This window comes from Maribacter sp. PR1 (genome assembly GCF_028464145.1).
Classification (GTDB): Bacteria; Bacteroidota; Bacteroidia; order Flavobacteriales; family Flavobacteriaceae; genus Maribacter.
Genome location: NZ_JAQPCG010000017.1, coordinates 1 through 9,932, shown reverse-complemented (window position 1 = coordinate 9,932; position 9,932 = coordinate 1). Strand labels below are relative to the sequence as shown.

Annotated in this window: 10 protein-coding genes; 9 read left to right on the top strand and 1 reads right to left on the bottom strand. The window is 33.6% G+C overall.

The features are described 5' to 3' along the window. A partial coding sequence (ltrA, locus tag PP182_RS20935) for a group II intron reverse transcriptase/maturase (RefSeq protein ID WP_272653200.1) occupies nt 1–953 on the bottom strand: 953 nt, incomplete at its 3' end. Between the two features lie 607 nt (nt 954–1,560). Here ltrA and PP182_RS20930 point away from each other — a divergent pair. The 9 genes from PP182_RS20930 (at nt 1,561) to PP182_RS20890 (ending at nt 9,756) form a co-directional block, all read left to right on the top strand. Further along, nucleotides 1,561–2,310, top strand: a complete 750-nt coding sequence (locus PP182_RS20930) for a DUF6090 family protein (RefSeq protein WP_272653199.1) — start codon at nt 1,561–1,563, stop codon at nt 2,308–2,310. A 169-nt stretch (nt 2,311–2,479) separates the two neighbouring features. Beyond that, complete coding sequence (locus tag PP182_RS20925) at nt 2,480–3,580, top strand: Fic family protein (protein ID WP_272653198.1); 1,101 nt, start codon at nt 2,480–2,482, stop codon at nt 3,578–3,580. Nucleotides 3,581–3,854: 274 nt separating this feature from the next. Continuing rightward, on the top strand, nt 3,855–4,721 hold the full coding sequence (locus tag PP182_RS20920; protein WP_272653197.1) for an SDR family oxidoreductase: 867 nt from the start codon (nt 3,855–3,857) through the stop codon (nt 4,719–4,721). A gap of 10 nt (nt 4,722–4,731) precedes the next feature. Then, nucleotides 4,732–5,496, top strand: coding sequence for an SDR family NAD(P)-dependent oxidoreductase (locus PP182_RS20915; protein WP_093979464.1), 765 nt, complete (start codon nt 4,732–4,734; stop codon nt 5,494–5,496). A gap of 10 nt (nt 5,497–5,506) precedes the next feature. Next, nucleotides 5,507–6,418 carry a helix-turn-helix domain-containing protein gene (locus PP182_RS20910; protein ID WP_093979463.1) on the top strand — a complete coding sequence of 304 codons (912 nt, stop codon included), beginning with the start codon at nt 5,507–5,509 and terminating at the stop codon, nt 6,416–6,418. Between the two features lie 167 nt (nt 6,419–6,585). Beyond that, complete coding sequence (locus PP182_RS20905) at nt 6,586–7,431, top strand: SDR family oxidoreductase (protein WP_272653196.1); 846 nt, start codon at nt 6,586–6,588, stop codon at nt 7,429–7,431. Nucleotides 7,432–7,443: 12 nt separating this feature from the next. After that, the gene (locus PP182_RS20900) at nt 7,444–7,731 is read left to right on the top strand and encodes an Atu4866 domain-containing protein (protein ID WP_272653195.1); all 288 of its coding nucleotides are present in this window, start codon (nt 7,444–7,446) and stop codon (nt 7,729–7,731) included. Further along, nucleotides 7,718–8,623: a helix-turn-helix domain-containing protein gene (locus PP182_RS20895; protein ID WP_093980647.1), complete on the top strand. Its 906-nt coding sequence runs from the start codon at nt 7,718–7,720 to the stop codon at nt 8,621–8,623. The genes PP182_RS20900 and PP182_RS20895 overlap by 14 nt, the downstream gene beginning before the upstream one ends. A gap of 224 nt (nt 8,624–8,847) precedes the next feature. Next, the gene (locus PP182_RS20890) at nt 8,848–9,756 is read left to right on the top strand and encodes a VOC family protein (RefSeq protein WP_272653194.1); all 909 of its coding nucleotides are present in this window, start codon (nt 8,848–8,850) and stop codon (nt 9,754–9,756) included. The last annotated feature ends 176 nt before the right edge of the window (nt 9,757–9,932 follow it).

The following is a 9,932-nucleotide window of genomic DNA, read 5'->3' as shown; positions in this document are numbered from 1 at the left end:
CGTTGTAACCTTTCCGCTAATGACAATGGCAGTGTTTTCTTGGTAAGATACCTTAGCTTGCGTTTGAGTGTTTGCCAAGCCTGTTCGCTTACTGTTAACTGATAATGACCCTTTACGCCTTTCTTATATACTGGCGTAAACCTATAACCCAACACCTTGAATGTAGAGGGTCTGCGGATACCGCTCTTTGCCCGGTTGACAGGCAGACCCAGTTTCTCCTTTAGAAAAAGAAAAACCTCGTTCCCTATCGCTCGTGCAGCTGCTTTTGATTTTGTATAGATACTGAAATCATCGGCATAGCGGATAAACCCGAACCCTCTTGTTCTTAAATGTTTGTCCAATCGGTCCAACATGATATTGGACAGTAATGGACTCAATGGGCTGCCTTGTGGCAATCCTTTTCTGCGCTTATGCAATCGCCCATTCTTTAAAATGGGCGCGCGTAACCATTTACGGATCAGCCATAAGGTGGTCGGGCATTTTACCTTGTTATAAATAAGCTGAAGCAATTTATAGTGTTGTACTTCATCGAAGAAGCTTTTAAGGTCTATATCCACTATGTCTTGGTAGCCATCATTGATGTACCCTTGACTTTTTAATACCGCCTGTTGAAGGTTCTTCCTTGGGCGGAAACCGTAACTCTCCATCTCGAAACCAAGTTCGAAATGAATCACCAATTGTTGGCTTACCGCTTGTTGAAGCCATCTATCCACTACCGTTGGCACTCCCAGTAATCTGGTCTTGCCGTTCGGCTTGGGTATCTCCACCCCTTTGATAGCTTGTGGCCTGTAGCTTTTAGAAATGAGTTGGTGCACCACTCTTGAGCGGTGGGCATCTATAAATGCTTTCAACTCTGTTGTGGGCATCCCGTCCATTCCTGCCGAACCTTTATTGCGGACTACCTTTTTACAGGCGTCGCTCAAGTTTCTTGCTGCTACTACTTTTGCTATCATCTGTACTGTTCTTGTCCTTCTAGGTATAGGCTATCGGATAAACCGATTCCTATACGAATCCGGACGTGATCTAACGTTCGGTCCTTCCTTGCTTGTGAGACCTCCAGGGTTCTGCCCTAGCTCGTTTCCTATAAGTACTATGACCTCTGCTGACTTCTCCATGTAGTTACACGTAACTTTGGAGACCTCCCCAGGTAAGAACATCCTCTTTCACTCGATCCCTGCCGTATCTACATAGCTACCCTTTTGGTAATCGTTGGGCGTTACAATGATGTGCTTGCTTACCCAAGCAACTATGCCTCCGTATACGGTTCCTGTTCGTCAGTACCGAGTTTTGTAGTCCCGCTTTCTTCAGATGTAACTTCGCAGTTACCACCCTTGCGGCTTACTAATGCTTCCTGAAGTTACTCCAGCGCATAAGGGACTTGCACCCTCTAGATTAATTAACTACATTTCTGTAGTTCAAAAGATGCCCATACTGGGCACACACAAAACCTATAAGCAATAGCGCCCTGCGGGACGCTACTGCTCATAGCCAAAACGTTGTGCTTCATTAACCGAAACTCGAGTTAATTAAATATCCTACCTTTCGAGAAACCGCTAACCAATGATAAAATTCTTTAGAAAAATTAGACAAAACTTGCTATCAGAAGGCAAAACAGCAAAGTATCTGAAATACGCATTCGGAGAAATAATATTGGTCGTAATTGGAATTCTTATTGCACTTCAAATTAACAATTGGAATGAAAACAAAAGTAATATCAAGCAAGCTGAAGAGCATTTAGAAACAATAAAATTGAATCTTCAAGATGACATAATGCAAGCCAATAATTTGCTATCCGAAACACAAACTACGATTGATTATGCAAATGATTTTTTAGAACAATTTAAAACTCTAAAACAAGTAGACAACAATGTTCAAATGTACCTGATATATATGATGTTTGAAAGGAACATAGAAATAAACGAAAGCGGTATTAATGCTCTTGTTAATTCAAATGGAATGTCATTTATTGATAAAGAACTTCAAACAAAAATATTGAATTATTATAGATATATCGAACAGTTAAAAAGTAGGGAACTTAATGCTAATACTGAAATCAAAACAATGTATGAGCCTTATGTAAAAGAAAATTATTATTGGATATATAATAAAACAAATCCCTGGCCTCGACAATTGGAATTTTATAAAGATGACCCAAGGAAACTAGAGAATATTGATTTAAAAAGTGTAATAGATGATAAGAAATTGGAAATAATGATTATGAATAGACGATATCAATCAAACCTTCTTTCTGAATTCTATACAAACGCTATTAAAGACGCAAAAGAAATAATCGAAGCAATTGAGAAATAACGAAAGCACAACAACGGCTATAGTTCATTACGGCTGAAATTCCTAATCGGAATTTCAAGCCTTTTTGCTAAATTTATGGTTACGGCGGAATGATACTCGCGTACCATTCCGTAACGAAACCATAGCCAAAACCGTTCTAAGCAATTTAAACTAACAACCTAACAAATCATTGGCAAACACATATCAGATATTATTAAATTGGGACAAAGGACAAGCATTTTCCGAAAGGCTTTCTGCAAAAATTGTCGATACTGAAGGATTCACGGATATTGACCCACAATGCCCAACTGGAGGACCTGATGGCAGGAAAGACATTGTTTGCTATAAAAATGGCAATAAATATGTAGTTGGTTGTTATTTTGGAATGGGTCAAAAGACATTTAAAGAAGTTAAAGACAAATTTGATGGAGATTATGAAGGTGTTGAAATGAATAATGCAGATGGATTTGTATTTGTTACTAACCAAAAAATCACACCAACTGAAAGAATTTCTCTAATACCAGAAGGAAGCGAAAATATCGAAATATATCACGGAGAAAGAGTGACTAGTGTTTTGGATTCACCAAAAGGATATGGAATAAGATTAGAGTATCTGAATATTGAATTATCAAAAGAAGAACAAATTTCATTTTTAAATTCTCACGTAAATCTTAAACACGAATTTGCTGAAATCAAGTCTATGCTTGCAGAAGTTCGAGGAATAACTCGTGATTTATCAGGGCAGATTTTTGATAGGGATATGGTTTTCAACAAAAGCTTATCAGTTCTACCAATATCAGGAATTCCATTTTCTTCCCGAATTTCAATGGAAGATTTATTTGCTATTCAACAAGCTGCACTTTATGAAACTCAAGGAAGTTCATTTAAAGGTGTTTTAGGATTACGAAATGTTCAAGTTTGGTTGGCAAGGGTTGGTGGAGAAATAGAAGATGCGGAATTTGTACCACCGGAAGCTGACCAAGTTCCTAAATTAACAATTGAGCTTCTGAATTGGTGGAAAGAAAAATATATGGAAGTTCTTTATAGTTCAGAGCAAGAAAAAATATTAGCGATATCAGAATTTCACGAAAGATTTTTAACCATACATCCTTTTATTGATGGAAATGGAAGAGTTGCTAGAGTTTTAGCCTCTTTGCAATTTAAAGATTTACTTGATAAAGTTGTTCAGTTTGACAGTATCGATAGAAATGAATACTTCGACTCTCTGAATAATGCTCGAAGCGGAAATCAGAAAAATTTAGTTGATATTTTTACATCACTAATCGGATAAAAAACTGCTTAGAACACCGTGTATAATTCATTGCTAGTGCAAGCTTACTTACGAAAATCCTCGCGGATTTTCTATTCGGTTTGTATTTGCTAAATTAGTTGCTGAAACACGCAACGAAATCATACACAAACACGTTAGCGGTAATGCTAAAAAACTTCCTGCTAATCAACAAACTTCAGTCATTTATCCGATTTGGCTGATACAAAGATAGATTTGGCTACAAAACTATCGCTTATCTATTTAACCTTTGTACTTCACTTAAAAGAATCGGAAAATGAAAAAAATATTAGTTACTGGAGCAACTGGAGAATTAGGGAGTACAGTTATTAAAACATTACTAAAAACTGGGACAGCTGAAAATATTTCGGTGCTTACAAGAAAAGAAGAAAGCAAAATTGAATTTGAAAAAAGAGGATTAAATGCGTTTATCGGGCAATATAGCGATGTGCAATCACTTGAAAAAGCGATGGAGAACCTAGATACCGTTTTACTAATTTCTTCTGGAGACCAAGGCGATAGAATGCAAGAACATAAAAACGTCATTGATACCGCAAAAAAGAAAGGCGTTCAAAACATTGCTTATACAAGTCGTTCTTTAAAAGACAAAAACACGTTAGTAAATAAACTAATGATGGAACATTTTTTAACCGAAGATTATATTAAAGAAAGTGGATTGAAATATGTGATTTTTAGAAATGCTTTGTATATGGATGTCTTACCACTTTTTGTTGGCAAAAACGTATTTGAGAAAGGTATATTACAACCTGCCAGAAATGGAAAAGTTGCCTATGTTTTAAAAGCTGAACAAGCCGAGGCAATAGCTAATGTTTTAATGAACGAAAATTTCGAAAACCAAACATTTAACTTTACAGGTTCTGATGCGTATTCTTTTTATGATGTTGCAACTGCCCTTACAGAACTTACGGGCAAACAGGTAAATTACAAATCTATAGAAGTTGAGCCATTCAAAAAAATAATGCTAGAAAATGGAGTTCCTGAATCTATGGTCAAAAAAATAGTTGATTTTAATCTTGATATTAAAAACGGACAAGAGGAAATGGTTACAAATGAATTACAACAATATCTCGGACGTAAACCAAAAAACCTAAAAGAGGGCTTAAAAATATTATTCAATTTATAAAAAAAACAAAATGAAAAACGAAATAAAAATTGCTTTAGTAACAGGTGGAAGTCGTGGATTAGGAAAGAATATGGCTTTAGAATTGGCAAAAAAAGGACTTCATTTAATTCTAACTTATAACAACAACGAAGAAAAAGCTAAAGAGGTTATCAAAGAAATTGAGCGTTTAGGACAACAAGCTATAGCGGTTCAATTAAATGTAACTGAATTCAATAATTTTGAAGAGTTCTTTGCGACTGTTAAAAAGTCAATAAAATCCAAATTCGGAGTTGAAAAAATCGATTACCTCATTAATAATGCGGGAATTGGAATAAACGTACCTTTTGCTAAAACTACAGAAGAACAATTGGATACAATTTATAATATTCAATTTAAAGGCACCTATTTATTAACTCAAAGAGCATTGAACATTCTAAACGATGGTGGTGGAATTGTCAATGTGTCAACTGGTCTAACCCGTTTTGCCTTAAACGGATTTTCAGTATATGCATCTATGAAAAGTGCTATTGAAACTTTAACTAAGTATCAGGCAAAAGAATTAGGAGATAGAAAAATTCGGTCAAATGTAATCGCACCTGGAGCTATCGAAACTGATTTTGGCGGTGGAGCAGTTAGAGATAATGAAAAAATGAATAATTTTATTGCATCTAACACTGTTTTGGGACGTGTTGGATTACCAGATGATATAGGTAGTGTCGTTGCCTTTTTATGTACCGACGATGCAAAATGGATAAACGCACAACGCATAGAAGTGTCTGGAGGACAAATGATTTAAAAATAAAAAAATGTCTATACTTCACATAAAAAATATCACCGAATATCATAGATTAATGCAGTTGCCAAAACCACAGCATCCTTTGGTTAGCGTAATTAATTTCGCCGATATTAAAAGGAAAGAAAATATAACGGTTTCAAGTTTTACTCACGGTTATTATTCAATTGCCTTGAAACAGGTGTTTAATGGTAAAATGAAATATGGACAACAAGAATACGACTTTGACGAAGGTGTATTAGCTTTCATTGCACCAAATCAAATAATGCGTATTGAGATAGAAGATGAACAAAAACTAAATCATTCGGGATGGTTACTTATTTTTCATCCCGATTTTCTTTGGAGTACATCTTTGGCGCAAAAAATAAAGAAATATGACTTTTTTGGTTACGAATTAACCGAAGCATTGCATCTTTCGGACAAGGAACAAAATACGTTAACCGATTTGATGCAAAATATTAATCAAGAATACAATTCTAATATTGATAAATTCAGTCAAGATGTTATCATTTCACAATTGGAATTATTACTCACTTATTCAGAACGATTTTATCAACGTCAATTTATCACTCGAAAAAAATCGAGCCATAGAATACTTGAGCAATTCGAAACACTTTTAAATAATTATTTTAAAAGCAAAAACTTACAGGGAAATGGATTACCAACAGTTAATTATCTGTCTGCTTCATTGAACTTATCCCCCAATTATTTAAGTAGATTATTAAAAACACTATCGGGAAAAAGTACCCAAGAATTTATTCACGAAAAACTAATGCAATTGGCTAAAGAGAAACTTTCAACTACAGCCTTATCAGTAAATGAAATTGCTTACAGTTTAGGATTTGAACACCCACAATCATTCGGAAAATTATTCAAGAAAAAAACGGATTTGACACCATTGGAATTTCGAAAATTGTATAATTAAGTAACATTACAGAAACCACTACCGCCAATAATTTATATAAAAACGTTAGCGGTAATACGACCAAAAATCATCGCATAAAGTAGATTTGACTATACCTTTCTTAGATTTGGAAAAGTGAAAAACTCTTTAATGAACCAATTTTGTGTCATAATCTCAATTCAAAGAATATGAACACAAAAAAAGTATGGTTTATTACAGGAGCATCGAAAGGTTTAGGATTAATCTTAACCAAAAAACTTCTTTTACGAGGCTGTAATGTTGCCTCTACCTCAAGGAACAAACAATCCTTAATTAAAGAAATCGGAGAAGAAAATGAAAATTTCTTACCAATCGAAATGGATTTAACAAAAAACGAAAATGTTAAGAAAGCTATTCAAACTACGATTAGCCATTTTGGTAGAATTGATGTTTTAGTTAATAACGCAGGCTACAGTCAAATTGGAACTTTAGAAGAGCTTTCAGAAAAAGAAGTGGAAGATAATTTTAAAGTAAATGTGTTTGGTTCTTTAAACGTAATTAGAAATGCTACACAATATTTACGTAAACAAAAATCTGGACACATATTTAATATAGCTTCTATAGGTGGTTATACAGGAAATTTTGCAGGTTTTGGTATTTATTGTTCTACAAAATTTGCTGTTGCAGGTTTTACAGAGGCTTTAGCCGAAGAAATGAAATCATTTGGAGTATATACAACCTTAGTATATCCAGGTTATTTTAGAACCAATTTTTTATCAGAAGGTTCTGTCAAAACCCCTAATAATCCAATTGAAGAATATAAATCAGCTCGAGAAATGGAACAAGCACATTTAAAGGATATAGATGGTAATCAACCTAATGACCCAGAAAAAGGAGCTGAAATATTAATCGCTTTAAGTAAACAAGAAAATCCACCAATACATTTTTTTATGGGTAAAGATGCATATCACTATGCAGACCTTAAAATAGAGACGATTCAGAAAGCTATGAAAGAAAATATAACTTTAGGAACATCTACAGGGTTTAAAAATTAAATTTTAAATCAAATGACAATAGAAGAATCAAAACAATATATTGGAATGTGGGTGACAGTAGATGGAAATATCCGTCACGAATTACTTCCAAACAATAGATATGACGAAGCGAGAGGAAATCAAAAAAGTGCTTATCAGGGAAATTATCAAGTAACAGGAAATCAAATTGATTATAAAGACGATACAGGATTCACAGCAGATGGAGAGTTCAAAAATGGAATCCTTTATCACGCAGGAATGGTATTATTTAAAGAAAATAAATTCTTAATATTAAAAAATGAAAGAAATGCATCGATTTAAATCTATAAGTGAATTTCATAACTATAGTAATTTACCTAAGTCAGAACATCCACTTATTAGTTTAGTAGACTATAGTAAAGTCAATTATGCTACTAATTCAGATAAGATTAAATGGATGCAGGACTTTTATTCTATTGGTTTAAAAAGAAATATAAGTGAGAAATTTAATTATGGACAACAAAAATATGATTTTGACGAAGGTGTATTTTCATTTGTTGCACCAAAACAAATATTAACAATTACAATAAATCAGAACATAAAAGTAAATCCGTCTGGATGGCTACTTCTTATCCATCCAGACTTTTTATGGAATACACCTTTAGCTAAATCTATTAAAAATTATGATTTCTTTGGTTATGATGTGAATGAAGCTCTTTTCCTTTCTGAAAAAGAAGAAAATATTATTGTAGAACTCTTAAAAAATATACAAAGAGAATATCAATCTAATATTGACAAATTCAGTCAGAATATTATCATTTCACATATTGAGTTATTGCTCAATTATGCTGAACGTTATTACGAGAGACAATTTATTACAAGAAAAATTAGCAATCATCAAATTCTTATAAAACTGGAACAAGTATTAAACAACTATTTTAACAATAGTGAGACACTTATTAATGGAATTCCTTCTGTTGTTCAAATTTCAAATGATTTAAATTTATCGCCTAATTACCTAAGTAGCGTATTAAAAATAGTTAGCGGACAAAGTACACAACAACACATTCAGAATAAGTTAATTGAAAAAGCCAAAGAAAAATTATCAACTACAGAACTAAGTGTTAGTGAAATTGCTTATGAATTGGGCTTTGAATACCCTGCCTCATTTAGTAAACTGTTTAAAAGTAAAACTAATGTCTCCCCTATTGAATTTAGACAATCTTTTAATTGAATAAAAAGCACTACCGCTAACAATGTATAAAAAACATAAGTGATTCAGTGGTTTACGAAGCTTTCGTGCATTTAATCAGCTCCGCCAAATCTGCGATTTGACGGGTTTGTTTGAAAACAGTAAATTTGTGTCAAAACGCATATTTGGCTCAGTGGAACTTGATAGGTAAGAGCTTCGAAATCACTTACGTTTCTTATACTGAACGTTAGCACCAATTTGAAAAAATGAATAATTTGAATGACATAAAATATAGAACTACCTTAATTGTCTTCGCTACTCTAATATTTCAATTTGTTGGATGTAAACAGCTACCTGAAAAATCCGAAGAGACTGAAAAATTAAGTAAAGTAAATTTTCATCATATCCATCTAAATGTTACAGACAGAGATTCAACTATTGCATATTATCAAAAATACTTTGGTGCGACTCAAATTAAATATCGAGAGCGAGTGGATGCTCTTTTTACGGAAAAATCGTTTTTATTAATGAACCTTGTCGATACTGCACCACCCACACATTTAGGTTCCAGTTTATGGCATATTGGTTGGTCAGGTGTGGATGGTCAATCTGAATTTGACTGGAGAGTCAATGAAGGAATAGCGGTTCATACCAACATTACACCTCTTGGTGATAATTTTTGGATGTACTTTCTTGGCCCAGAAAAAGAAGTCATAGAAGTTTATACTGGAAACAAAAATCATAGGTTTGAACATATACACTTACTATCATCTGATGTTGATAAAACTATGAACTGGTTTGAATCCAATCTAGGATTTCTTCCAGTATATAAAGAAGCGAAGCAATGGCAGAATAACGAGCTTCGATGGAAATGGAATTTATTGACCGTCAATAATATTAATATAATTGTGTTTGGCAAACCAGTTGAGGAAGAATCGTGGTGGACTAATGAAGAAATTAAACCAACAGATGGTAGCTCAATCGACCATATTGGTTTTTCAACTGAAAATATTGAGTTTCTAATGAAGAAAATGAAATTCGATGGACTAGATATTGTTCATAATATAAAAATTGACTCTATTCACGGAATGAAAAGTTTTTTTGTTAGAGGTCCTGACAGTCTATTAGTAGAAATAGTAGAGGAAAAGCCAATTCCTGAAGGTATTTGGCGTTGAAAATACTAAAGACTACAAATTTCATTAAATGAACAACAGATTATATAAATGATTAAAAAACTGGTGCTAACAACGGTAACCGTTGCACAAGCCATTAATATTCAAAAAAGCATGTCCTTTTAAGCCGCTCTAAGCGGCTTTTTCTTTTATCAATCAAAAGTCAATGACAAATTTCG